Here is a 22,019-nt window from a genome sequence, read left to right on the forward strand (position 1 = left end):
TCACAAATGAATCCGATTGAAACACAATGGCATCAATTAAAAACTCATGAAATTGCAGGTCAAATGTTTGACAATGAGTATGACGGGAGCAATCTCAGTGATAGAGGGCATGACAGCCCGTAGTCAAACTGGTGGATACACTGTGGAACGTTTTATATTTAATTGCACCTAGCTACTTATGCCAATTCCTAAACTAATCTCTTGAAGAGGGCAAACAATCTGATGGATCGTAATTTACCATGATGGATTTACCGTTTTTCTGTTATTAGTGCATCTTTATTTTATTAATGAATTTTGATAGCAATTCAGCACATCCTATTTTATTTACAAATATAGAGAGTATTAGCTCCCCGACTTCTTTAAGAAGTCGGGGAGCTTTTAGTAATTGGATATTAGTTTTCTACTTGTTTGAGTCTTTGAAAAATTTCATCAAGTGGCGACTCAGATTCATCAGGACAAAATTCTAAAGCAAGTCTAACTTTTCCTTTTTTCCATCCTTGAGTACTAAATTGCAAAACTTCACAATTTAATCCTTCGGTATACAAATTTACTTCATCTGCCTCGTCTGCTCCAATATATTCTTTAATTGCTGTAATCAAATCACGAACTTTAAAAGTTTTAGCAATATTTAACTTATTAAAACTGTCTGGTTCTATAGACACAACTTCATCATGGTTTAGTCTCTCGAATCCATCTTCCATAAAAATCTCCTGTCAATAAATCTATATTTTCCAGGGATATAACAGTTCATCCGAAACAAAATGATGATTTTATAGATTTAGTGCTAGTCAAATAAAAATTTAGTAATAATTTGATGTCCGCTAAATTAGCCTATAATTCTCGCGTTACTCCTCCTCCCCAACCCTCCCCAAAGCATCGGGGAGGTTGCGCGGTAGCGCGGGTGGGGTAGTTTTATTTAAACGGTTCTTAAAAGAACCAACCGTAAGAATGTAAACCTTTACCCAAAAGATTCACACCGAGATAGCAAACCCAAACAACAACAAAGCCGGTGGCGGCTAAAATTGCCGGACTACGCCCTTGCCAACCGCGAGTGATTCGGGCGTGGAGATAGGCGGCGAACACTAACCAGGTGATTAATGCCCAAGTTTCTTTGGGGTCCCAACTCCAGTAAGAACCCCAAGCTTCGTTAGCCCAAACGCCACCGGCAATAATACCAATTGTCAGCAGGGGAAATCCTAGCCCGATGATGCGATAGCTGATGTTGTCAAGAGTTTCAGCAAGGCTAAGGCGCTGGGGTGAAAGAGGTTCCGAATTTTGGATTTCGGATAGCGAAGCGTTAGCGAGTCCTCGAGCGTCTTGTGGATTTTGGATTGGGGTTGTTGTAACTAAACCCAAAACTGCGGTGTTACCGTTACCGTTGCCGTTGCTAGTAGTTTCAAAACGAGCAAAGCCGTTATTTTCGGCAGAAGGGGCTGATGGTTGAGGAATTAGTTCAGCTGCTTTGTGTAAGCGGTAGCCGTTGCTGCGATAGCCACCATTACCGACTGAACTACCTTGTAGTTGGATATTTTGACCGCGAGTCACAACTAAAAAAGCGATCGCTAATAACGAACCCACCATCAAAGCAGAATAACTCAACATCATGACGCTAACATGCATCATTAGCCAATTTGACTTTAAGGCAGGTACTAAGGGTTCTGACACTTGCATCTGGGATGGTAGTGTCATAGTCGCAAAAGCAGCGATCAGCATTGCCACAGGAGCTGTAACAACTCCTACTAAGCGGCTACGGCTACTACTTTCAGCAATTAGATGGACTGTGGTAATTCCCCAAGTTAAGAAAAACAGGGACTCATAGAGATTACTTAGGGGAAAGTAACCAGCTTCTATCCATCTTGCTCCTAGTAGAGTTGCCATGCACAAATTAGCGATCGCCATCCCAGCTGTCCCCAAGGCAGCTAGATAAGGCAGATTCGGAAAAGCTGCTCCTCCCCAATACACGAGCATTGTTAGGAATAAAATGGCAAAGGAGGCATTGTCCAGCCAGTTCTGGAGTACAACCAAATTCATAAAGTCTTCTCTCCGTGGATAATTTAAAATATGGATTCTGACTGTTCTGATCCTATATGCTTAGAGGGTCATGGGACAGGGGAAGTTAGGAGTTAGGAGTTATGAGTTAGGAGTTATGAATTAATAATTTTTAATACCATTTACTTTTAAGGTTACTACAGATGATATTGCTCTGAGGTAAAGACACAGCAGACGCGAAGATTATTGTATGGCAAGATTTTTGAGAATTAGTACAACTAACTTCTAACTCCTCACTTCTGTACAGACGCGATTAATCGCGTCTCTAACTCCTCACTCCTAACTTTTCCAATTGCTGTTATGGAGAAGTCGTAGATGGTATAGCAGAACTGCTCTTATTACTTTCTGGACTAGGCAAAGGAGTCGTGTTCCTAACTTTTTTAAGTGCTATAAAAATGTCGTAAAGGTTACTACGACTGTCGCTGACGGCGGATGTCATCCCAATTGAGCGCGTTGCATTAAGCAAAGCTTGTTGATTGGGAATTAGAGTTGGTAAAGGAAAATTTTTCACAGTTCGTTCGACATCCAGAAAAAATTGACCATTTGTCGGATTTGGTTCTGTAGGAACTGTTTGTTGGAAGGGGATCGTGCTAGCTAGTGTGGTGTTGGGTTTGGGAAGAATTTTATCAGTGATGGGAGCGCCTACTAGAAGAAAGGCGACATTTCCATCTAACCAGCCGTGGGTAGCAGTTAAGGTACCATAGGGTGAAACCCAGTTAACAACGGGTTGTCCTGCGACTTTCCCCGGTTGGACTTGGAACTGGTATTGATTTCTCATCACTTCATCGAGCTGTTTTATGGATGCTTCAGCTGATTGGCGATTGCTTGTCTGTACCATGAACAGTAAACCCACACGAAAATCATCTGGGGAACCTTGTTTTGGAGTAGTAGGAATCAGTGATAAGGAAAACTCGCCTTTCATCCAACTGAGTAAATCCTTATCTAAATCGAGAGTGGTAAGAGATTTTATACCACCTTTAAGTTGTTCTGGTGCGATCGGTGAAAGGGGATTTCCTTGAGATGTTAAAACATAATCTCCCCACAACCTCTGTAAGTTTCCCCCCGAAAGCATCATTAAGGTTTCTGCTGGTACGCGGTTTTTCATTTGCCCAGCTTTGTTTTCTACCGCCAGCACCCGTTGACTATTAGGGTTTAACCAAGAAACGCCCTTGAAGCGGATTCCTTCTGCTTCTAAGGTCATTGTCCCCGCTAAACCTTGGTTATTTTGCAGTTGAGCCAAAACTTGAGCTGGTATTGGGCGGTTTGGAGAAGCTGCGGCTATTTTAGCTGCTGTTGGTACATTGACGTAAAACTGACCAAAGCGTTGGTAGTCGGCAATTTTCGGAAAGTTCTCAGCAAAGCCCCCTGTTGTGGCTAGGGATGTTTGATTTTTGTATGCGTCAATTGCTCGTTCTGTGGCTTTGGGGCTATCAGTTATAACCAAAAAACGCCCATCTAGTAATGCTGCTGAGAAGTTTTCTCCTGCTTTTCCCTCACTTTGTTTAATGGCGATCCCTTGATAAATACGGTCAATCCATTTGCCTTGTTTAAGGGTTTTAGGTTGTGCCAAAATGTTTTTGGCGATTTCTGGGTTTTTCACTGGTAATACCATTACCATCGACTGCTGATCGTTGGCAGCATCTTCATTGGTGGTAACTGGTTTGGGTGCAGCTTTACTTGCTATTGCTGGGGCAAGAATTGCCATTGTAACGTCATTGCCTACCCAAGGAGCGATATCTTTCTGGAAGTCGTAACCATTATTAGTGAGAAAGCGATCGCGCAATTCAACTAAATTTCTGTCCAGTTCTGCTTGGGTTTCTTTTGTGCCAAACTCCCGCAATTTCTGCCACTGCTGGGGATCTGTTGTCAGAGAAACCGCAAACAAGGCATCACCAGGAATAATATTTGCACCTACTAGCAAATCGCTAGAAGATCGTTGTCTCTGGCTTAACAACCAGTATGCTGCACTCCCGCCACCAATCAATAGCCCAGCAGCCGAGAGCGTCAGCACCAGAGACGGTTTCTTATTTTTATTCATCGGAACAGACACAAGAGGCGGTGCCATTGAAACCTATACCTTATACTTGCAAACTTATTACTTGCTTGATTAGTCAAGTACACCAACAGGTTTAACCATTCTTTAGAACAGCTAATTATATTAAATTTTTCTACCCTAGATGTTGATGATACTTCGGTAATCAACCTTCCTACTCTTTCAAAAGCTGTGTTTTTGACTCAGTTACCATTTTTAACACGGTTTATTGAATTTCGTAGGACGTTTCCCTGAGATTAATTCCTTTGTCGGAAAGTTTTCGCAAGTAAATCTGTTATTCCAAGCAATTTGAGAATATAACTAACTCGACAAAGCTGCAACTCAAGTTCAGCTACTTGGTTTTGCTCGATTGCAATATGCGATCGCCTACGGTAGTCGGCTATGCGATCGCGCCACATCAAAAGTGCAGTATTTTTTGGGATAATGCGGTAAGCAAAGCTATATCGTCAGGGTTATCATTTACTTATACTTGCAACTCAAATCCAGGTAATATATCTTCTCCAGAAACAATCGCTGGCATTTGTACAACTTCTACAGCTTTCAAAAGTCGGTAAATTTCAACTTGGCGATCTTGAGGATTAATCAGCCAACCCAAGCGCAGACCATTTTTAATGTATTCCTGCATTTTCTCTTGAATTGGTGCAAGGCGATCTGTCTCCGAACGTAGTTCAATCAAAAAGTCGGGTACAAGTGGCGGAAATTTTTTTCGTTGTTCTGCTGTTAAAGCTTCCCACCGCTCCAATTTTACCCAAGCAGCATCAGGGGAGCGTTTTGCACCGTTGGGAAGTATAAAGATAGTTGAAGAACTAAAAACTTTCCCTAATTTTACTTGACGATTCCAATTATTTAAGTCTGTAATTAAATCTGCTTCTTGATTTCCGCTTTCTCCTCCTACTGGTGGCACAATTATTAATTCTCCGGCTGCATTCATTTCGAGGCTGACATCTCGATTGGCAATACACAATTGATAAAATTGCTCATCGGTTAAATGAGCAATCGGTTCTAGATTTAGCACAACAGTATTCATTAAACCTTCCCTCGTGTTTTTCTTGCTAACATCAGTAGGAAATTCTTGCTTGTTGGAAAATTTGTTGAGGTGTAATTTGCAACCCTTCAAATAAGGGATCTTCTAAACTATCAGTACCGCGTTTGGTTTGAGGGAGAATATCAGGAAAAAAAATAGTAATAGTTTTTGCTCTAGAATCAATAATCCAAACTCGTTGAACTTGAACTTTTAGATAATCAGTGGCTTTTTCTGTCATTTCTCCGAACGTTTGAGCGGGGGAGATAATTTCAATGACTAATTCGGGTGCAACAGGACAAGCCTCATCTTGCAACCAATCAGCAGAAAGACGATTATAAGAAACATAAGTCAAATCTGCTACAGGAACCCAGTCTTGTTGATTTCTTGTTAGCTTAATTGCCCATTCAATTACAACCCGCCCCTTTCCTTGCGCCCATGCAGACAATAGTATAAATAACGCACCTGTTATAGAACTATGAAAAAATTTTGGTGCCATCTCATCGTTTTTGAATTTGGGAACAGCTTCTCCATCAATGAGTTCGTAGGTAATATCTCCTTCGGGAAGTGCGAGAAATTCTTCGAGGGTGAGTTGGGTTTTGAGTTGAATCATGGCTGAACTTGGGAAATGACTCTATTTTAGAGAGGATGCGATCGCCTAAAACGGCAAACCATCACCGAAAACTGATTATTTCAACGGCACTACTATTAGAAGCGATCGCTGCAACAATAATTCAACGTCTCTTTAATAATTTCATTGTACGATTTCAGCTACTTGGTTTTGCGCGGTAGCAAGCGATGCCTGCGGTGGGCTGCGCCTACGCACCACATCATGCCTTCTTACTGATATTTGGAATTTAATTGCATATCTCCCAAATATTTAGTTAAATAAGGCGAAAAAACTTCATAAATTAAGGTTAGAGGCTGTCCATGATGCCAAAACAAGTAATGGCGACCCCAAAAAGGGCCAGTTACATCAAAACCAGACTCTAGCGCCGATGAGTCACCATAGTAAATTCCTCGAACATCCCGATACAACTCTGTGCGGAGACGAGCTAAACTCGCCCAAATTGGTAATGAACGATTTTGCAAATACTCATCTACATGACTAGCTTCCCACCACGAAGTAGCATAGGCTAATCGCTGACCAGAAGCGGTACGCAGCCACACTTGCCGCCGTAATCGCGGCCCTGGTACAGCTTGGATTAAATCAGGAGCGCCATCTAAGTCCATGCCAATCAATGACATATCAATAACATCTACTTCTACAGGCTCACCTGTAAGCAATTCTAGGTGACGTGTTGGAGAGCCGTCACCCAAAAGCATTAGCTGCCAAGCAGGTGCTAGCTGAGTATGAGGTAAACTTTTTTGAATTATTTCCTCCCCTCCGTGCCAAATCGGAGTGAGGCGATGCCAAGCTGCTGGCAGTGTTAAGTTGTTTGTCGCTGTAAAAGTAATACTCAATGCTTTTTACAAAACTTCACGTATCTCTATAAAAGCATAAAAAACCAGAGGTATACCAAGATTTAAGGGTCAACGGTCTAAGGTCTATTGACCCTCGACTATTGACCCTTGACTAATCAACAAAATATGCGGATGGCGAGACTCGAACTCGCAAGGCAAAGCCACACGCACCTCAAGCGTGCGCGTATACCAATTCCGCCACATCCGCACGAGTTGTCTAAAGATAGACTATAGCATAAGAAAATAATTATAGTAAGGTGAAATCTAAAGTTATATTTCTCAAAAATATAAATTTCCTCAAGGCTGTATCAGACTGACAGAAATCTAGCATCTGCACAAGTGATATTAAAAAGGGTAGAGCGACTGTGAGAGGTGTGGTGCGATCGATCATCGCGTACCGACCCGTTGTAGGCGATGTCTACGACGGGCTACGCCTACGCCAAAACCCAGTTTAGTAAGCTAGCTAACTAAGACTTACAGCAGCAATGTTGTTAGTCTAGTAAGACTCGTAGAGGCAGCAAGCCTGCAATATGCGAGTTTGCTTAGTAATCAGGGTGGCGAATCTCCTGCGATAATTTGAAATAATGCGAAAGCGTCGTTTCAAGTTGGATCAGAGAAAATGTCAATCTACTGGTAATGATATCGAAACTAAAAAATGAAGTTTGACAAAATATTAATTGCCAATCGGGGAGAAATCGCCCTTCGCATTCTCCGCGCCTGTGAAGAAATGGGAATTGCGACAGTTGCGGTTCATTCCACCGTTGACCGCAATGCTCTCCACGTCCAGCTTGCTGATGAAGCGGTTTGCATTGGCGAACCTGCTAGCAGTAAAAGTTATTTGAATATTCCCAATATTATTGCTGCCGCACTGACACGCAATGCGACTGCGATTCATCCAGGCTATGGCTTTTTGGCAGAAAATGCCCGGTTTGCAGAAATCTGTGCCGACCATCATATTGCTTTTATCGGCCCAACTCCAGAAGCTATAAAGCTGATGGGGGATAAATCCACTGCCAAAGAAACCATGCAAAAAGCTGGAGTTCCTACAGTACCAGGTAGTGAGGGGTTAGTAGAATCCGAGGAAGAAGGATTAAGATTCGCCAAGGATATCGGCTATCCAGTGATGATCAAAGCCACAGCCGGTGGTGGCGGACGGGGTATGCGCCTAGTTCGTTCTGAAGATGAATTTGTCAAACTTTTCTTAGCAGCCCAAGGGGAAGCAGGAGCAGCTTTTGGTAATTCTGGCGTTTATATAGAAAAATTTATTGAACGTCCCCGCCACATCGAATTTCAAATTTTGGCGGATAACTACGGTAATGTCATCCACTTGGGCGAACGGGATTGCTCAATTCAGCGCCGGAATCAAAAGCTACTAGAAGAAGCACCAAGCCCGGCTCTTGACCAAGACCTGCGTGAGAAAATGGGACAAGCGGCTGTCAAAGCTGCCCAATTTATTAATTACAGTGGGGCGGGTACTATCGAGTTTCTCTTGGATAGATCGGGTAAATTCTACTTTATGGAAATGAACACCCGGATTCAAGTAGAACATCCTGTAACAGAGATGATTACTGGAATAGATTTGGTTGCCGAACAAATCCGGATTGCTCAAGGGGAAAGACTTAAGCTTACCCAAGAGCAAGTAGTCTTGCGGGGTCATTCTATTGAGTGCCGGATCAACGCTGAAGACCCAGATCATGACTTTCGCCCTTCTCCTGGACGGATTAGTGGCTATCTTCCCCCTGGAGGCCCTGGTGTTCGCATTGATTCCCACGTTTACACAGATTACCAAATCCCGCCTTACTACGATTCCTTAATCGGCAAGTTAATTGTTTGGGCCCCAGACCGGCCCACTGCTATTAACCGCATGAAACGCGCACTCCGAGAATGTGCTATCACTGGCTTACCTACCACAATTGGGTTTCATCAAAGAATTATGGAAACTCCACAATTTTTGCAGGGTAATGTCTATACAAGTTTTGTGCAGGAAATGAACGGCTAGGGAGTGGGGAGTGGGGAGTAGGGAGTAGGGGGAGATGAGGGAGATGGAGTGTAACCAATGCCCCATGCCTAATGCCCAATGCCCCATTCCCAATGCCAATCCTTAATTCACACGAGATAGCATAGTCAGCAATCCTTGTTGACCTAGTAATATTTCTCGCACCAGACTGAAGATACCAACCCAAATAATAGGTGTAATGTCCACTCCGCCTATAGGTTGTACCAGTTTTCGCAATGGCACTAAAAATGGTTCGGTGGGCCAAGCTATTAAATTAAAGGGCAAACGATTCAGATTCACTTGCGGATACCAAGTGAGAATGATCCGAAATATAAATAAAAATGTCATCAGCCCTAATATAGGGCCAAGAATCCAAGCAGTCAGGTCAACACCAGTCATCGGTTTAAGGTACTATCTATCGTAAAGAAAAAAAATTTAGGCAACGGCAAGCCGCGCTTCGCTAACGCCACAAAATTTGAAGCTTTGTAAAGCACTCTCATCATCATTTTAACCAAATGCTGCCACTTCCTTCTGGAATAGAAAAGCAAACTCGCTCACAGCAGTTACCAAGTTTGACAGTTGAGAGTTAGAGGCTTCTCAAGAAAGTAATACACTATTAAAATTAGGATGAAGTGTGTAAAAAAAGGTTTAGAAGTATGACGCCTTCTTTAGCAAATTTTCTTTGGAGTCTGTTATGGGGTACTGCAATTGTTGTGATACCCGTTACAGTTGGTCTAATTTTCATTAGCCAAAAAGATAAAATTCAGCGCTCATAATGCTTATGAGAGTCAGTTTGACTCTCACAACCGATTGTCTGTTAGCTATTTATAATTGCACTAAAAGCAGCAGTGTTTGCCGCTAGAAGCAGTTGTGGCTAACAGACATAGGTTTTTTTATTTTTTGGTGAACAGCTTCAGAGCTTCTTTGCCAGAGGCTTTGAAGCTTCAATATATCGTGACTAATTACAGTAGTGATTTTAATTGTGACTCGCTAACATAGATTTGATATTGGGAAAACAGCAATGATAAATTTTGGGCTGAACTCAGCCAGTTTTCTGGCTCAGGTAAATTTTGGGGCAAACTCAGCCAGTATTCTAGGAATTTTCCTGGCTGTGGCTGGGGCAGCACTGTATTTTCTCCGCACTGTGCGTCCAGAATTGTCACGGGATCAAGATATCTTTTTTGCGGCAGTCGGTTTGCTCTGCGGCTTCATTCTCGTGTTTCAAGGATGGCGCTTAGACCCGATTCTACAATTTGGTCAACTGCTATTAGTTGGCACAACTGTGTTTTTTGCAGTTGAAAGTATTCGTCTGCGGAGTATAGCGACCCAGCAAGCAAAGCGCAACACTCCGATTGTGGACGATGAGCGAGAGGTAAGCGGAAATTATTCAATGAACCGCAACCGCAAGAAGTATGGGGCTGAGATGGAGGCAGACTTAGATCCACTGCCTTATGAAGACGAGGAAGACCGCCCCGTGCGTGCCCGGATTCGCGGTAGCAGGGATGAGATTTCGACTCGTGATGACTACTACGAGGAGCAACCCCCCCGTCGTTCAGAACGCCGCAACAGCAGCAGTAGTGAAAGACAGGCCCCAGCTGATAGAACGCGGCGGCGGACTTCTGGGCGTCCTGTGAATCGCCCTTCTGAAAGCTCTGAAGAAGAAAATTGGGGTTCTTCATCTAGGCAAGTTGATGATTGGGAAAGTTCGGGAGGAGAAGCCAGAAAACCTTCTCGGCGTAATAATAACGGATCTGGGCGTCCAGAAAGCCGGGAAGATGATGTTGCTCCCAGACCAAGAAGGCGTCGTCCACCAACGGACTCAACTTCTAGAAGACCGCGCGAAGATGATGAGGCGATCCCAACTGATTATGTACCATATAACCCGGTTGAAATGCCAAATGAGGGGCGAGATAATTCAACCGATTTTGATGACGATGTTTAAAACAGTTTGCATATAAGTAGGTTTAAAGGCGACGGAAAACAGTTGAGGTGGAAAAATTTACGCCTACATTTTGGCTCCAAAGACCAATTCATTGGAGCCTGGTTTTTGGTTTAAGCAGTTTGCTTGCATCTTGTGGTTATAACGATATTTCTATAGGGCCTACTTCCCTCAACAGTCGCTACACTGAGGAGCAACCTGCTTTGAGTGGAAATGGGCGCTTTTTAGCGTTTGTATCTAATCGGAATGGTAATCAGCAGCTACTGGTTTTCGATTTGGAGAGGCAACTGTTTATTGGCACACCGGGGATAAACCGAGCGGAGACAATTGCTGAAAGTCCTAGCTTGAGCTATACCGGGCGTTATATTGCTTATCTTACTAGTGACCAAGGTAGACCAGTAGTGGCGCTTTACGATCGCGCTACACAACAGTCGCAAATCGTCACACCAACCTATCGCGGCTGGGTCAGAAAACCAAATATCAGCCCAGATGGACGTTATGTTGTCTTTGAAACCGCCAGCCGTGGTCAGTGGGATATTGAAGTCCTAGACCGAGGGCCAAATATTGAGTTAGATATTCCTAATGGTGCAACCGTAGGTTCACCTCCGTAGGAGTTAGGAGTTAAGAGTTTGGAGAGACGCATCCAAACAAACAGCGATCGCACTCAACCACCAAATACAAAACCCCACAGCTAGAGACGCGCTACGGGGTGAGAATTGGGGTGTATGAATAGGGCGATTGAATGGGTGTGATGGGGTTAGGGCGGGTTAGGGTGTTCACTCTGCTTGTATTCTCTTCCTAAATTCAATTAGGGCTTGTTCCTCTGTACTAACTACAACCCGGTTAGGTTTTGCCCTCATAATTGTTAAATAATGTTGAAAAGCCTCCTCATCATCAGGATGTGTTCTTACATAAGTTCTCAGTTCGGCTTCGCTTAATTGTTGATAGTTACTCATTGAATTAATTCCTCGCCGTTACTTAAAATTTCTACTTGAATTGTTTCGCCTATTAACATTACGATTCTTTGAGAGCGTGTATCGTAGCGAGTTAATTCAATTGTTCTTAATAGATTGCTTGCTCGTACACATACGCGGTAGAAGGTTTCTAGTTGTTCTATTGTAGGATTTAGTGGTTTGAATCAAACCTCCTTAGAATTTTTATTTTTTGTACTACCACTTCTAGTTTCACCTAAAGGTCAAACAGTTATGCAAATCATGTGTCAAAACATTATAGGCTGTGGATCACAGGGTCTACAGTCTGCCAATGAAAATAAATCGGCATGAACACGCCAAGGTTCTTACTCAGCAAGAGATACAGCTAATCTTCAGTGATGGCTTAGACAATGACCGCAATCGCACTTTGTTTACCGTATGCCTATTTAGCGCCTGTAGAATCCGCGAATGCAGTACCCTGCTAACTCAAGATATTTACACCTAAAAAAGTATTGTCAGACCCCTTAGGAGTTAGGAGTTGTGAGACTATTGACTAATGACTAATGACTAATTATATGAAACGTGTTTTTTTTATACCTGTATTTTTATCCTTAAGTTTATTGACTGGGTGTTTTGGCTACCCTCGCCTTTTGAGTTATCCCTTTGATCCGGGGGGGCGGAGTCTGAATAGTTTAGCGTCGGAATTAAACCCCCAAATTTCTGGGAGATACATTGTTTTTATTACTGACCGACGCGGTAGCCAAGATGTTTACATGTTTGATACAGTGACTCGTGATTTGGTTGATTTGCCGGGTTTAAACTCCCTTGATGCGATCGCAACTCATCCTAGCGTTTCACAAGATGGCCGTTATGTAGTCTTTGGTGCTAGCCGTCAGGGGCGATCGGCTATTTTTCTCTACGACAGAGAAACACGCCAATCACGAAATTTGACTAATAACCTACAATCTGAAGTCCGCAACCCTACAATTAGCGCTGATGGTAGTAGGATTGCTTTTGAATCCAGTAACAACGGTCAGTGGGATGTTTTAGTATATGACCGTTATGGGCAACCGTTGAATATACCTCAAGAACCACGTTGAACTAAAGTTAGGAGTTAGGAGTGAGGAGTTATGAGTTAAAATTCCTAACTCCTAACTCATAACTGCTAACTTTTGTTTTCTACTTGTTGCACAGATTCAATGAGCGATCGCACTTGTTCCGTGCCTTCAGATGGTTCAAAGGATAAGGGAAACTTACCCCGAATGATCATCCGCAAACCGAGGGGTGCAAGACTGAGTAATCCTCTTAAATCTTTAAAGTAGTTACCAACAACTTGTAAACCAAATTGACGTTCATCAATCCAACCACCTTCTTTAACTAAATCTACCAATACTTTTCGGTGACGAATAGAGCGACTATCACTGGCTTGTTTGTGGGTGAGAATTTCTTGTTTAATTTTGGTGATTTGTTCTAATGGTGCAACTTCCATTGGACAAACTGAATCACAATACAAACAACGGGTGCAACCCCATACGCCTTTAGTACCTTCGTTGTAGCTTGCTAAACGATTTTCGGTGTCGCTATCGCGGGAATCTGCTACCATCCGGTAAGCTTTAGCCAGGGCATGGGGACCAACAAATTTTGGATCAACTTCACGGGCGTTGCATTCAGAGTAACAAGCACCACACATAATACAGTTACCAGTTTGATCGAGGCGCGATCGCTCTTGTGGTGTTTGCAAAAACTCTCTTTCTGGTACTTGTCGTGCTGCCGTACTCACATAAGGAGCAACTGCTTCTAGATTATTCCAGAAGCTGCTCATATCTACAACCAAATCTTTAATCACGGGCATATTCCCTAGAGGAGCGATCGTGATTTCGGGAATGGGATTTACTTTAGTTTGGGATGATGCTATTTGTTGTAATCTGGCAAGTTCACTGCCAACATTTTCCTTACAAGCTAAAGCCGAACGCCCATTAATTCGCATAGCACAGCTACCACAAATTGTATTACGGCAATTTTTGCGAAACGCCAAAGTTCCATCTTGCTCCCACTTAATATGATTGAGGCAATCCAGGATTGTATTACCTGGTTCTGCCTCTAGGAGGTAGGTTTGCACCACTGGGGAGGAATTCTGTTGCTGTCGAATGACCTTAAAAATAACTTCCATGACCACTAACCAATATTTTAAAATTGCTTCACCAGCCTCAACAATCATGAGTAAAGGCAGGTAGTTCTGAAAAGTGAGCTATACTTTTTTGATCTTTATTCAAAGCCTAGTGTTAATAGGCTGACCATGAAAGAGCGACTGATTCTAGTTTAACGATAACTATTCAAAGTTTACTTGTAGCAGCGCTATAGGCAAGATTTGTGTCAAATTCTCAGATAAAACGCCAAAAATGTAATCATACCTTTGCCTTGAATTTACCTGCTTAGGAATGTAAACGAAAGAGCAATTTACCTTCATCTCTGACTTAGCGATCATATCCCAATTAAATGCATGTCAGGTTAGCGACACCTCTTGATGCCAACTTGAGTTAGAGCAACTAACTAGAAAATTCAGCAGAAGCCACGCTTGACGGAATTTTTTGATTATATAGAAGTGTAAAAGGCTATGTTCAATATATAGTAGTGGCAATCAAGCGATAGGCAGATGTTAAGAGATTTATTCTTCCCCTAGACAGACGTACAAAATTTTCTGACTGCTTTTGAGCAAAAGATAATAAACCGAGGAAAAATCCTTACCAGTTTAAAATAAAAGTTATTGTACCGGGAATCCCGGATGCGCGAGACTTTTAAATTTTTACTTCCTCTCAATCAAGAAAATCTTGAATTTAACACATTGGTCAAAACTGCTCGTCTAAATTAGATAAATTTTTATAAAAGGCATAGAGCAATACTCACGCTTGCAATAAAGGGTGAGGATTTTCCTCAGTGCTTTTTCCAAGCTTTCAGTCCAGGAATTTAAATAAAAATTTACCAGCAACTTTAATTCAAAATTAAACAACTATTTTGCTATTATTAGTCCATGCTAGTATTTAATATAAACTTACGAAGACACAAAACAGAATCAATAGCCGTATCAGCGCGGCTACTACTGCTTTGTTAAATCGTAATGTAGAGACAAGAAAATTCATGTCTCTACTGGCAGGACAAAAGGGCATAAGCCCGTAGGACTCTATTGAAATACTATGCTGTCCTAAGCTTGAGAGAATAAGTAGAAAAAACTCTACCTTCTCATTGACCAGAGGGATAAGCACTAGAAGTGGAAAACCTGCATTTTTTGGGATCTACAACTTATTTGGAGTAGAATTAACCCAATTTGTAAAGGTGGCTGAAAGTCACACCGCTACAGTAGCGCCAAAAGAGAAAATAATTTCATTTCTGATGGCGAATAATGGTTAAAAGTGCCGTGAAATTAGCAAAATTAATTTCTATGGCAACTATGACCTCTAACTGGTTGTGGACAACCATATATAGAAGTACTTTTGGCTCCTATCGGCAGAAATTGACCCGTTACAATAGAGTCCTAAGTAGCTCTATGCAAATGCTAAAAAGCTAAATGCCAGCATTTGACTACATCGTTTTTCAGTTTGGAGAGAGTAAGGAAAATTTGAGCATAATGACTGAAACTGCAACCGCGCCATTAACCGGAAAAGCACTACTTGCTAAAGTAAAAGAACTTTCCACTTTACCACGCCGAGAAAGAGCTAAACAGTGCGGCTATTACACTGTTACTAAAAATAACCAGGTTCGTGTCAATCTCACTGATTTTTATGACGCTTTGCTATCGGCTAGAGGGATTCCTCTAAGTCCAGAAGCACCTAAAGATGGTCGTGGTCGTGAACCGACATATCGGGTTAGTGTCCATCAAAATGGTCAGATTGTGATTGGTGCCACATATACCAAAGCAATGGGCTTAAAGGCTGGAGATGAGTTTGAAATTAGGTTGGGATACAAACATATTCACCTGATTCAACTGGGTGAAAGTGACAAAAAACTAACCTCAGAAGATATAGACTCCGACGAATCGGACGAAGATTTGGAAGACGAAGAGTAAATTTGGTGATGGTAGGGATAAGTTTCAGGTGATGATAACTTGTCCTTACCCCGACAGAAAACTAGTGCAGGTCGGCGGAAATAAACGTACTATTTCATTACAGCCATAAAGCTCAAAATTAAAGCTTTTTGACTTTTGACTTCCGCCTTGCGGCACTAGTAGCTCTATTTAGAAAATTTTGTCATAAGTAAAAAATACGATTAGACCCCTTGCAGAAGTCACCAATTCTAGTAGAGTCTTGATTAATCAGCAAGAAATCTATAGTGCAAGAAGTCTATCGTGTTTTTTTTGTTTAGTTTAGTAACTTACTTTGAGTCTTCTGTCAACGCTTTATTGGCGTTTATGGGAAATGCACCAGCACTAGTTGTAGTGATGGCATTTTTTATTTTTTGGATAGTTTGCTGGTTGCCAGTGGCAACAGTATCAGCAATATTGCTCAATTGGCAACCCCCTAAACCTTTACAGCCAGAGCAAAAGATGCCGTTATTGGTGTCACTCTATCTATTAGCTCCCCCAATTCTGTGGGGAGTTAGTTGGCTTACCAATAAATCTTTTTCGGATTATGGCTTTGTTGGGAATCTTTCAACTATTGGTTCTTTAGCACTAGGTTTTGCTTTGGGAGTGGTGAGCCTAGCTATTGTATTTAGTGGGCAATTTGGGTTAGGGTGGTGTTCTTTTGAAAAGACGAATTTCAAGTTAGCGCTACCCATATTGCTACCGATTTTCTTGATAGCGTTATTAGTCGGTGGGATAGAAGAGTTAGTTTTTCGCGGTTTCCTGTTTACTGAATTAGCGCAAGATTATCCAGTTTGGGTAGCAGCAGTAATTTCTAGCTTGATATTTGCCTTGCTACATTTGGTTTGGGAGCAACGCGAAACCGCACCGCAACTCCCTGGATTGTGGCTGATGGGAATGGTGCTGGTGTTAGCACGCTTTGCCTCTAGCAACAATTTGGGTTTAGCTTGGGGGCTGCACGCGGGATGGATATGGGCGATCGCTACCATAGATACAGCAGAACTAATTACTTATACAGATAAAGTCTCTGACTGGTTCACAGGTAAGAATAAAAAACCCCTCGCTGGCTTGGCAGGAATTCTTTGTGTATTGGGAACTGGAGTGATTATCTGGCTTTTCTCTAGGTATTTTTAACTTCGCTTTAGGCTGCAATATTTGAGAGGCGAGCCTGCTAACGAAGCTTGCCTTTCAAATAATATCTTGCAATGACCGACAAGCCATGCATTATTAAAATAGAACTGGAGCAGAAGTCTATGGCATACAGTGATTTTAGTCTTGTTAAAGTTAGAGATGCATTTAGCTTAACTTTGTCAGAGACACGCAATCTGTTTCTGACTGTAGGCGGGGTGCAGCCCTCTGACTTGCTAAAGCGGTTGCTGGATGAGAACCTAACTTTAGCAACTGCTATTAACAGCGAAAAAGCTCGTTCTGAGTTCTTAATCGCTCCTATTCTGTCTGAGGTGAGGCGACAGTTAAATTATCAGATCAGCTTATTTTCAGGTACAGAGTTCAATATTGATCCTGCTAAAGGACTCTCAGGTTTTTGTGACTTCATTCTCAGCGCATCTCGTGAACAGTATTTTATCAGTGCCCCTGTAGTCACTGTTATAAAGGCCAAAAATGAGAATATCATCGGTGGATTGGGGCAATGTGCAGCTACAATGATTGCTGCTCAGATATTCAATGAAAGAGCAGGAAATGATATTAAAGTCATATATGGAGTTGTAACAAGTGGAACTGCTTGGAAATTCCTGACTTTAGAACAGAATACTGTTTGCATTGACTCAATAGAATATCATGTTAATGCAGTCGATAGAATTCTAGGAATTATATTGCAGACCTTTGAGAGTTCTTTGTCTAAAACCCTAGTTTAGAGAAATACTAAGTAGATAAACAATAATTAAAGTGAAAATAGGGCGGGTGAGACGCCCACCCTAGAAGAGATGATTAATTAATTTTCGTGAGGTGGGCGTCTCATCCACTAGATATTCGTTACCTAATCCCTAATACTTAACCTCCAAAGCCAGGGATTAAACGCTTGAGGGCGCGATCGGTAACGTCGCTATACCGCAGTTCTCCACAGAGAATCTTACCCATAATTTTGGCACCGGAGGGATGCTTAACACCAACTTTGTAGCCAATAGCAGGAAAGCGGTAGAATGCTCCAGCTAATTTTTGTGCCCAAGCCATCTCAGTACCCCATTCTTCATTAATAGCTTCAGTATATTTTTCTAAAGCATTGCTATCACCAGAAAGGGCGTCATTAATAGCTCCTGCTGCAATCAAACCGCTAAAAATTGACGGACGAATGCCTTCTGCTGTCATGGGATAAACTACACAAGCAGCTTCCCCAGCCAAAACTGCATTTTGGGTATGCAACTTTTGCTTTCCATTCCACAAGCAAAGGGGATAACCATACTGCTTGCTAGTTTTGATATCTAGATCAAACGATCGCGCGTACTCATCTAAAATCTTTTTAAAATCTTGGGGTTGGCCACCGACAAATGTACCGATACCAATGGAATAACCATCCGCCTTCGGGAAGTTCCAAATGTAACCATTTTTCACCAATCCCAACTCAAGGTGAATTGTGGATTTGTCTTTGACAGTTGCAGAAACTTCTGCTTCTAAAGCTGCTGCTAAACTGCGTTTACGGTCTTTGAAGCCTAACCATTTTGCCATTGGCCCTTTAGCACCATCAGCCGCGATTAAGTAGCGACCTGTAATGGGCCCATTGGTTGTGTTAATTTGCCAATAGTCACTTTTAAATTCAATACCCGTTACTTCAGTATTATCTTGTAGTTCAGCCCCTTGTTTCTGCGCCTGCTGCACTAGGAAATGGTCAAAAATATCTCGTCGCACCATCCAGACTGGTTCTTCTGTGGCGATTTTTGCTTCCACTGGATCGCCTAATTTCCAGGTAAAGCGAAAGGAGTCGGCTTTGACAGAAATTGCTGGGCTAAAATCAAAGTCAAACCATTGAGCGATCGCTGGAGATACACCACCGCCACAAGGTTTATATCTTGGTAGGGATTCTTTTTCTAAGACTAATACTGAGCGGCCCTGTTTAGCTAAATGATATGCAGCTGTTCCACCAGCTGGCCCAGCGCCGACGATGATGCAATCGTACATAAGGCTGAATTTTTGCTCCTGAATTAGTTTAATTAATTTTTGTTAAATATCTAACAAATGATAAAGGCTGAAGAATTTATCCATCATCCTTCAGCCTTTATGCTTGAGACATTAAACTTTAAACAGTCGTGATGTCTTTTTCTTTTTCTGCCAAGAGTGCGTCTATTTTGGCACTATACTCGTTTGTGAGTTTTTGCAAGCTATCTTGTTGGTCTTTTGATTCATCTTTGGAGATTTCAGAGGCTTTCTCTTGTTTGCGAATGGCGTCTATGGCATCACGGCGGATGTTGCGAATAGCAACACGACCCTCTTCAGCATATTTAGATGCCATTTTGACAAATTCTTTACGGCGATCGCTAGTCAAAGGCGGAATATTCAGCCGAATTACAGAACCGTCGTTACTGGGGGTTAAACCCACATCTGAGAGGGAAATAGCCTTCTCAACGATGTTTAGGGTATTACGCTCGTAGGGCTGAATCAGAATTGTCGAGGCATCTGGCGTGCTAATATTTGCCAGTGATTTTATGGGCGTGGGCGAACCGTAATAGTCCACTAATACCTTATCTAATAGACTCGCATTGGCGCGACCAGTGCGAATCGTGTTAAAAGCTCGTTGAGTTGAATCAACAGAACTTTGCATTTTACTTTTCGCGTCAGCTAATATCACAAGAACCTCCCACAAGGGTACCGATGGATTCTCCCAAGACGGCTCGGTGGATGTTACCTCGCACCGTTAAGTCAAATACCAGAATTGGGATATTATTTTCTTTACACAAGGCGATCGCAGTACTATCCATCACCCGCAAATCTTTGGCTAAAACATGCGCGTAGGTAAGGCTATTGTAACGCTTGGCGTCAGGATAAATATGAGGATCGGCATCATACACTCCGTCTACTTTGGTAGCTTTAAAAATCACTTCTGCATCAATTTCTGCGGCTCTTAATGCCGCAGTAGTATCCGTAGTAAAGAAGGGATTTCCAGAACCAGCACCAAAAATTACCACCCGCCCTTTTTCAAGATGGCGGATGGCACGACGACGGATATACGGTTCTGCTAATTCTTGCATAGCGATCGCAGTTTGCACCCGCGTCTGTACTCCTATGCGTTCTAACGAATCTTGCAACGTCATGGCATTCATTACCGTGGCAATCATCCCAATATAGTCAGCGGTTGCCCTGTCCATCCCCGCCGACGCTGCTTTGACGCCACGAAAAATATTGCCGCCGCCAACAACTATGGCGATTTGAGTGCCAGTGGCTATCACCTCTGCTAATTCTTGTGCTATGCCTTTGACCACTTCGGGATCAATGCCATAGCCCATGTTGCCCATTAAGGCTTCACCGCTCAGTTTGAGTAAAACCCGTCGGTAATTCGTTCCCATGAAGTTCCGCTTTATCAAAAAAGTTGCAATTGCCTCCAATTTAAGATAGCAGTTACAGGGACTATCTATGTCTAGTTACGCCAAATCAATGTAGTACCTATTGGTTGTGTTTCTGGAATATCTATTTTTTCCCCAAGAAACAGAGAAGCGATCGCAGTTCTTAAATAATCCTCTCCCGCCGATAATGGATCTTGGGGATGATCATCAATTTTGCCTTTGTAGCGTACTATACCATTAGTATCTATTAAAAATGCCATTGGTGTTTTTGTAGCACCAAAGCTGCGGGTTACATCTTGCGTCGAGTCCCACAGGTAAGGAAAGTTCAAATCGTGACGCTGGGCAAAAGCTTTCATATTTTCAAAGCTTGGTCTAGTGCCGTGATTACCATCACTACCATTCATCCCAATTAATGTCAAGCCTTTTGGGGCAAATTCGGCTTGAATGTTTTTTAACCTGTCTATATACCACTCTACATAAGGACAGTGGTTACATAGAGAAATAACGCCCACTGCTCGGAACTTCTCAAGATAACGCCTAAGATGGTGTACTTGACCGTCAATTCCTGGCAGTTCAAAATCGGGTGCATAGCTCCCAACGGGAGTATCGATTGTTTCTAGTAGATTCATGATTTCTGGCTCGCAGAACTAGGAACAAGAAAAATATTGTTAAATTCAGCGTCAGTTTCCAGTTGCAAACCCACCCCTTAGCCGATGCCTCATATTCGACAATGTTATATACCAAATTCGCGATCGTAAATTGTGAAACTACTGAATCTAGCAGTGATGCTAATTCGCTCACATCTAAAAATAGCGAAAATATTACTCATATTCTAGAAGTTATGATTTCTAAATACTGACATAATCTAATTTGTGAGTAAATTACCTTTATCAACAAGACGGAAATCTATGCTGAATAAAATTATCAGCCAAGAAGCTTTCGTGCTGTCTGTCTAAGCTATCACTAGAGCAAAGGATTTACTTTGAAAATCTGATAAATTTTATTCAAATTCACAACAATTTTACTTGCGTCTTGCTGCTGAAAGGCTTTTACCCTTCTATTCATCAAATTTTTATGACAACCTCAAGTTCAAAAACAGCACTTAACTCTACAAAAACCTGGATTTGGCAAGATTTCCCTATCTGCTATCAAACACAAGGAACCACTGGGCCAGCTGTTGTTCTGGTGCATGGATTTGGTGCTTCTTGGTGGCATTGGCGGAAAAATATTCCCGTATTAGCACAAAGTTGCCGGGTTTATGCGATCGATTTGATTGGTTTTGGTGCTTCCGCAAAACCTCAACCTGGAGAAAAAATTGCCTATACTCTAGAAACTTGGGGACAGCAAGTGGCAGATTTTTGCCGCGAAGTTGTCGGTGAGCCAGCTTTTTTAGTGGGAAATTCAATAGGCTGTATTGTCGCCATGCAAGCAGCAGTAAGCAACCCAGATATTGCCTTGGGAGTTGCTTTGCTCAACTGTTCTTTACGGCTGTTGCACGATCGCAAACGGGTAACTTTACCTTTATCTCGTCGTTACGGAGCGCCTATACTGCAACGCCTGTTATCTATCAAACCAGTTGGTGATTTCTTTTTCAATCAACTCGCCAAACCGAAAACGGTGCGGAAAATTCTGCTGCAAGCTTATGCAAATGCTGAGATGGTGACAGATGAGTTGGTAGATATTCTCACTTCACCAGCAAGCGATGTGGGGGCTAGTGCTGTGTTTCTTGCTTTTACTTCTTATTCTACAGGGCCACTACCAGAAGACCTTTTGCCACTGCTACCGTGTCCGGCGATTATCTTGTGGGGAACAGCCGATCCGTGGGAACCAATTAAGTTAGGGAGAGAATTAGCTAACTTTGGGCAAGTAGAAAAGTTTATTCCTTTAGAGGGAGTGGGGCATTGTCCGCAGGATGAAGCGCCGGAGTTAGTCAATCCGATTTTACTCAATTGGATTTTGGAGCGATCGCGGTAATAGAT

At 42.3% G+C, this 22,019-nt stretch carries 26 protein-coding genes and 1 tRNA gene; 11 read left to right on the top strand and 16 right to left on the bottom strand.

The genetic code is table 11. From position 1 onward, the window contains the following. Positions 1–392 precede the first annotated feature (392 nt). From VE944_RS17530 to VE944_RS17555, 6 genes are all read right to left on the bottom strand, one after another. Entirely contained in the window at positions 393–701 is a 309-nt protein-coding gene (locus tag VE944_RS17530; protein WP_229552118.1) for a KGK domain-containing protein, read from the bottom strand. A gap of 226 nt (positions 702–927) precedes the next feature. Then, positions 928–2,031: a c-type cytochrome biogenesis protein CcsB gene (gene ccsB, locus VE944_RS17535; RefSeq protein ID WP_324979414.1), complete on the bottom strand. Its 1,104-nt coding sequence runs from the start codon at positions 2,029–2,031 to the stop codon at positions 928–930. Positions 2,032–2,347: 316 nt separating this feature from the next. Next, on the bottom strand, positions 2,348–4,114 hold the full coding sequence (locus VE944_RS17540) for a DUF3352 domain-containing protein (RefSeq protein ID WP_324979416.1): 1,767 nt from the start codon (positions 4,112–4,114) through the stop codon (positions 2,348–2,350). A 224-nt stretch (positions 4,115–4,338) separates the two neighbouring features. Beyond that, complete coding sequence (locus tag VE944_RS17545; RefSeq protein WP_324979419.1) at positions 4,339–4,500, bottom strand: hypothetical protein; 162 nt, start codon at positions 4,498–4,500, stop codon at positions 4,339–4,341. A 65-nt stretch (positions 4,501–4,565) separates the two neighbouring features. Next, on the bottom strand, positions 4,566–5,129 hold the full coding sequence (locus VE944_RS17550) for a Uma2 family endonuclease (RefSeq protein WP_324979422.1): 564 nt from the start codon (positions 5,127–5,129) through the stop codon (positions 4,566–4,568). 31 nt (positions 5,130–5,160) lie between these two features. Further along, entirely contained in the window at positions 5,161–5,736 is a 576-nt protein-coding gene (locus VE944_RS17555) for a Uma2 family endonuclease (RefSeq protein WP_324979424.1), read from the bottom strand. 8 nt (positions 5,737–5,744) lie between these two features. Between VE944_RS17555 and VE944_RS17560 the strand changes: the two genes are divergently transcribed. Continuing rightward, the gene (locus VE944_RS17560; protein ID WP_324979426.1) at positions 5,745–5,915 is read left to right on the top strand and encodes a hypothetical protein; all 171 of its coding nucleotides are present in this window, start codon (positions 5,745–5,747) and stop codon (positions 5,913–5,915) included. 48 nt (positions 5,916–5,963) lie between these two features. On the opposite strand, the gene VE944_RS17565 is transcribed toward VE944_RS17560, so the two are convergent. Both VE944_RS17565 and VE944_RS17570 read right to left on the bottom strand, forming a co-directional pair. Continuing rightward, complete coding sequence (locus VE944_RS17565; protein WP_324979430.1) at positions 5,964–6,587, bottom strand: chorismate lyase; 624 nt, start codon at positions 6,585–6,587, stop codon at positions 5,964–5,966. 127 nt (positions 6,588–6,714) lie between these two features. After that, positions 6,715–6,795 (bottom strand) — tRNA-Leu (locus tag VE944_RS17570). Positions 6,796–7,242: 447 nt separating this feature from the next. Here VE944_RS17570 and accC point away from each other — a divergent pair. Next, the gene (gene accC / locus VE944_RS17575; RefSeq protein WP_324979434.1) at positions 7,243–8,586 is read left to right on the top strand and encodes an acetyl-CoA carboxylase biotin carboxylase subunit; all 1,344 of its coding nucleotides are present in this window, start codon (positions 7,243–7,245) and stop codon (positions 8,584–8,586) included. A gap of 102 nt (positions 8,587–8,688) precedes the next feature. On the opposite strand, the gene VE944_RS17580 is transcribed toward accC, so the two are convergent. Next, complete coding sequence (locus tag VE944_RS17580; protein WP_324979437.1) at positions 8,689–8,982, bottom strand: YggT family protein; 294 nt, start codon at positions 8,980–8,982, stop codon at positions 8,689–8,691. Between the two features lie 257 nt (positions 8,983–9,239). Between VE944_RS17580 and psbX the strand changes: the two genes are divergently transcribed. From psbX to VE944_RS17595, 3 genes are all read left to right on the top strand, one after another. Then, positions 9,240–9,359, top strand: coding sequence for a photosystem II reaction center X protein (psbX, locus tag VE944_RS17585; RefSeq protein ID WP_012412183.1), 120 nt, complete (start codon positions 9,240–9,242; stop codon positions 9,357–9,359). Positions 9,360–9,604: 245 nt separating this feature from the next. Further along, positions 9,605–10,525, top strand: coding sequence for a Ycf66 family protein (locus tag VE944_RS17590; protein ID WP_324979444.1), 921 nt, complete (start codon positions 9,605–9,607; stop codon positions 10,523–10,525). 47 nt (positions 10,526–10,572) lie between these two features. Next, positions 10,573–11,133: a TolB family protein gene (locus VE944_RS17595; RefSeq protein WP_324979447.1), complete on the top strand. Its 561-nt coding sequence runs from the start codon at positions 10,573–10,575 to the stop codon at positions 11,131–11,133. Between the two features lie 165 nt (positions 11,134–11,298). Here VE944_RS17595 and VE944_RS17600 read toward each other — a convergent pair whose 3' ends face one another. Both VE944_RS17600 and VE944_RS34160 read right to left on the bottom strand, forming a co-directional pair. Beyond that, positions 11,299–11,478 (bottom strand): DUF6887 family protein, encoded by a 180-nt coding sequence (locus VE944_RS17600; protein ID WP_324979450.1) that lies wholly within the window; start codon positions 11,476–11,478, stop codon positions 11,299–11,301. After that, entirely contained in the window at positions 11,475–11,639 is a 165-nt protein-coding gene (locus tag VE944_RS34160) for a DUF6888 family protein (protein ID WP_414690139.1), read from the bottom strand. Before VE944_RS34160 ends, VE944_RS17600 begins: the two co-directional genes overlap by 4 nt. Before the next feature lie 146 nt (positions 11,640–11,785). Here VE944_RS34160 and VE944_RS17605 point away from each other — a divergent pair, with 146 nt between their 5' ends. Continuing rightward, positions 11,786–11,959, top strand: coding sequence for a hypothetical protein (locus VE944_RS17605; RefSeq protein WP_324979454.1), 174 nt, complete (start codon positions 11,786–11,788; stop codon positions 11,957–11,959). Between the two features lie 70 nt (positions 11,960–12,029). After that, on the top strand, positions 12,030–12,554 hold the full coding sequence (locus VE944_RS17610; RefSeq protein ID WP_324979496.1) for a TolB family protein: 525 nt from the start codon (positions 12,030–12,032) through the stop codon (positions 12,552–12,554). Between the two features lie 65 nt (positions 12,555–12,619). Here the strand turns inward: VE944_RS17610 and VE944_RS17615 are convergent, their stop codons facing one another. After that, on the bottom strand, positions 12,620–13,672 hold the full coding sequence (locus tag VE944_RS17615; protein WP_414690138.1) for a succinate dehydrogenase/fumarate reductase iron-sulfur subunit: 1,053 nt from the start codon (positions 13,670–13,672) through the stop codon (positions 12,620–12,622). A 1,404-nt stretch (positions 13,673–15,076) separates the two neighbouring features. Here VE944_RS17615 and VE944_RS17620 point away from each other — a divergent pair. The 3 genes from VE944_RS17620 (at position 15,077) to VE944_RS17630 (ending at position 17,403) form a co-directional block, all read left to right on the top strand. Further along, the gene (locus VE944_RS17620) at positions 15,077–15,514 is read left to right on the top strand and encodes an AbrB family transcriptional regulator (RefSeq protein ID WP_109007297.1); all 438 of its coding nucleotides are present in this window, start codon (positions 15,077–15,079) and stop codon (positions 15,512–15,514) included. A gap of 279 nt (positions 15,515–15,793) precedes the next feature. Continuing rightward, positions 15,794–16,663, top strand: coding sequence for a CPBP family intramembrane glutamic endopeptidase (locus VE944_RS17625; protein ID WP_324979459.1), 870 nt, complete (start codon positions 15,794–15,796; stop codon positions 16,661–16,663). A 119-nt stretch (positions 16,664–16,782) separates the two neighbouring features. Next, positions 16,783–17,403, top strand: a complete 621-nt coding sequence (locus VE944_RS17630; RefSeq protein ID WP_324979462.1) for a hypothetical protein — start codon at positions 16,783–16,785, stop codon at positions 17,401–17,403. A 136-nt stretch (positions 17,404–17,539) separates the two neighbouring features. On the opposite strand, the gene VE944_RS17635 is transcribed toward VE944_RS17630, so the two are convergent. The 4 genes from VE944_RS17635 to VE944_RS17650 all read right to left on the bottom strand — a co-directional run bounded on the left by VE944_RS17635 (position 17,540) and on the right by VE944_RS17650 (position 20,669). Continuing rightward, entirely contained in the window at positions 17,540–18,661 is a 1,122-nt protein-coding gene (locus VE944_RS17635) for a geranylgeranyl reductase family protein (RefSeq protein WP_324979464.1), read from the bottom strand. A 118-nt stretch (positions 18,662–18,779) separates the two neighbouring features. Then, on the bottom strand, positions 18,780–19,328 hold the full coding sequence (gene frr, locus VE944_RS17640) for a ribosome recycling factor (RefSeq protein WP_324979465.1): 549 nt from the start codon (positions 19,326–19,328) through the stop codon (positions 18,780–18,782). Continuing rightward, positions 19,315–20,043: a UMP kinase gene (gene pyrH / locus VE944_RS17645; protein WP_100898733.1), complete on the bottom strand. Its 729-nt coding sequence runs from the start codon at positions 20,041–20,043 to the stop codon at positions 19,315–19,317. The genes frr and pyrH overlap by 14 nt, the downstream gene beginning before the upstream one ends. Before the next feature lie 71 nt (positions 20,044–20,114). After that, the gene (locus VE944_RS17650; protein ID WP_324979470.1) at positions 20,115–20,669 is read right to left on the bottom strand and encodes a thioredoxin family protein; all 555 of its coding nucleotides are present in this window, start codon (positions 20,667–20,669) and stop codon (positions 20,115–20,117) included. Between the two features lie 445 nt (positions 20,670–21,114). On the opposite strand from VE944_RS17650, the gene VE944_RS17655 reads away from it, so the two are divergent. After that, the gene (locus VE944_RS17655) at positions 21,115–22,014 is read left to right on the top strand and encodes an alpha/beta fold hydrolase (RefSeq protein WP_324979473.1); all 900 of its coding nucleotides are present in this window, start codon (positions 21,115–21,117) and stop codon (positions 22,012–22,014) included. The last annotated feature ends 5 nt before the right edge of the window (positions 22,015–22,019 follow it).

The sequence above is a fragment of the Nostoc sp. genome (genome assembly GCF_035638895.1).
Lineage (GTDB): Bacteria > Cyanobacteriota > Cyanobacteriia > Cyanobacteriales > Nostocaceae > Nostoc.

What these genes read in the sequence shown, in the direction of transcription:
- VE944_RS17650 (WP_324979470.1), bottom strand. Translation starts at nt 20,669, where the DNA reads ATGAATCTACTAGAAACAATCGATACTCCCGTTGGGAGCTATGCACCC.
- pyrH (WP_100898733.1), bottom strand. Translation starts at nt 20,043, where the DNA reads ATGGGAACGAATTACCGACGGGTTTTACTCAAACTGAGCGGTGAAGCC.
- VE944_RS17635 (WP_324979464.1), bottom strand. Translation starts at nt 18,661, where the DNA reads ATGTACGATTGCATCATCGTCGGCGCTGGGCCAGCTGGTGGAACAGCT.
- VE944_RS17655 (WP_324979473.1), top strand. Translation starts at nt 21,115, where the DNA reads ATGACAACCTCAAGTTCAAAAACAGCACTTAACTCTACAAAAACCTGG.
- VE944_RS17610 (WP_324979496.1), top strand. Translation starts at nt 12,030, where the DNA reads ATGAAACGTGTTTTTTTTATACCTGTATTTTTATCCTTAAGTTTATTG.
- VE944_RS17540 (WP_324979416.1), bottom strand. Translation starts at nt 4,114, where the DNA reads ATGGCACCGCCTCTTGTGTCTGTTCCGATGAATAAAAATAAGAAACCG.
- VE944_RS17545 (WP_324979419.1), bottom strand. Translation starts at nt 4,500, where the DNA reads ATGTGGCGCGATCGCATAGCCGACTACCGTAGGCGATCGCATATTGCA.
- VE944_RS17605 (WP_324979454.1), top strand. Translation starts at nt 11,786, where the DNA reads ATGAAAATAAATCGGCATGAACACGCCAAGGTTCTTACTCAGCAAGAG.
- VE944_RS17580 (WP_324979437.1), bottom strand. Translation starts at nt 8,982, where the DNA reads ATGACTGGTGTTGACCTGACTGCTTGGATTCTTGGCCCTATATTAGGG.
- VE944_RS17550 (WP_324979422.1), bottom strand. Translation starts at nt 5,129, where the DNA reads ATGAATACTGTTGTGCTAAATCTAGAACCGATTGCTCATTTAACCGAT.
- ccsB (WP_324979414.1), bottom strand. Translation starts at nt 2,031, where the DNA reads ATGAATTTGGTTGTACTCCAGAACTGGCTGGACAATGCCTCCTTTGCC.
- VE944_RS17630 (WP_324979462.1), top strand. Translation starts at nt 16,783, where the DNA reads ATGGCATACAGTGATTTTAGTCTTGTTAAAGTTAGAGATGCATTTAGC.
- VE944_RS17530 (WP_229552118.1), bottom strand. Translation starts at nt 701, where the DNA reads ATGGAAGATGGATTCGAGAGACTAAACCATGATGAAGTTGTGTCTATA.
- VE944_RS17600 (WP_324979450.1), bottom strand. Translation starts at nt 11,478, where the DNA reads ATGAGTAACTATCAACAATTAAGCGAAGCCGAACTGAGAACTTATGTA.
- VE944_RS17620 (WP_109007297.1), top strand. Translation starts at nt 15,077, where the DNA reads ATGACTGAAACTGCAACCGCGCCATTAACCGGAAAAGCACTACTTGCT.
- accC (WP_324979434.1), top strand. Translation starts at nt 7,243, where the DNA reads ATGAAGTTTGACAAAATATTAATTGCCAATCGGGGAGAAATCGCCCTT.
- psbX (WP_012412183.1), top strand. Translation starts at nt 9,240, where the DNA reads ATGACGCCTTCTTTAGCAAATTTTCTTTGGAGTCTGTTATGGGGTACT.
- VE944_RS17555 (WP_324979424.1), bottom strand. Translation starts at nt 5,736, where the DNA reads ATGATTCAACTCAAAACCCAACTCACCCTCGAAGAATTTCTCGCACTT.
- VE944_RS17590 (WP_324979444.1), top strand. Translation starts at nt 9,605, where the DNA reads ATGATAAATTTTGGGCTGAACTCAGCCAGTTTTCTGGCTCAGGTAAAT.
- VE944_RS17615 (WP_414690138.1), bottom strand. Translation starts at nt 13,672, where the DNA reads ATGATTGTTGAGGCTGGTGAAGCAATTTTAAAATATTGGTTAGTGGTC.